Source organism: Sphaerisporangium sp. NPDC005289 (assembly GCF_040607455.1).
In the GTDB taxonomy this organism is placed as follows: Bacteria; Actinomycetota; Actinomycetes; order Streptosporangiales; family Streptosporangiaceae; genus Sphaerisporangium; species Sphaerisporangium rhizosphaerae.
In genome coordinates this window covers 1-1030 of record NZ_JBEXGS010000070.1, presented here as the reverse complement: position 1 = coordinate 1030, position 1030 = coordinate 1, and the positions used below count along the sequence as shown (strand labels likewise).

Annotated in this window: 1 pseudogene; it reads right to left on the bottom strand. The window is 69.3% G+C overall.

The annotated features are described in order from the left end of the window. Nucleotides 1–192 (bottom strand): annotated as a pseudogene (locus ABZT47_RS40350) (1,4-beta-xylanase); the annotation flags it as partial. Nucleotides 193–1030: the final 838 nt, after the last annotated feature.

Below are 1030 nucleotides of genomic sequence, written 5' to 3'. Positions count from 1 at the left end.
GGCGATGGCCGTACCGAAGTACCGCCCGCTCTGCGCCGCCGCCGCACCCAGCGTGCTCGCCGCGGCGTCGGCCGGGCCCGGCAACGTCAGCGCCGTGACCGTGCCGAGCACGCCGAGAGCACCGGCGAGCACGGCCCGCAGACCGCGGAAGGGTCGCCGGTTCCCCGGCGGGTGTGTGACGTATGCGCCCATGCCTGAGCCTCCATAAGGGATCGCGGAAGAGCGGGAAGCGGGAGAACATGCGGGACACGCCCGCGGCCCGACGCCGCATCCCTGTCACAGAGACGCACACCACCAGGACGTCGCCGAAGGCTCCCGCCACGCACCACCGAGTCGGCGGCGGAACCTACTCCGGACTCAGTGTGGAAACCATCCCGAAACACGTCAAGACCGCAGCCGAAACTTTCGAGGGCCCCTCGGCGCGACAAACCCCGCACACCAGGCCTTACAAAAATGCCCCCGCCGTGAAACTTGCAGACACCCCCCGAATCCTGGGTCGGGGTGGCTGAAAGTTTCAGCACAAGGCGGTGGGCGCCGCCGTGCGACGGCGGCGATAACACCAGATCGACAGCCCCGGCGGCCCGCCCGCCCACGGCGCGGCGCGGCGCCGACCCTTGACGGCGCATCCCGGTCTCGTATTTGCTCCGCCCACACCACCGCCGCACACGACGGAGAAGGGAGCCGGCCGACACGGTCGATTGTTAACGCTAACAAGAACGCACTTCCCCTAGGCATGCCGGCGACCGGAGTGCCGCGTCCGCTGGGACAGACACCACTTCCCAGCGGTCCACCGGTCGCCGGCATCCCAATACCTGAAGGCTGTTAACGCTCTCTTGGCCGACCCGACGCGGTCGCCGGTGCCTGAAAGAGGTTGAGCATGGTGATGTGGAGACGATGGCTGACCGCCGCGCTGCTGGCCGTCGCCGTCGTGGCTGCGGGAACGGCGACCGGGATGGGCGTCGCCAGCGCCGAGTCCAACGGCGGAGTGCGGGTGATGCCGCTGGGTGACTCGATCACCGAGGGCACTCAG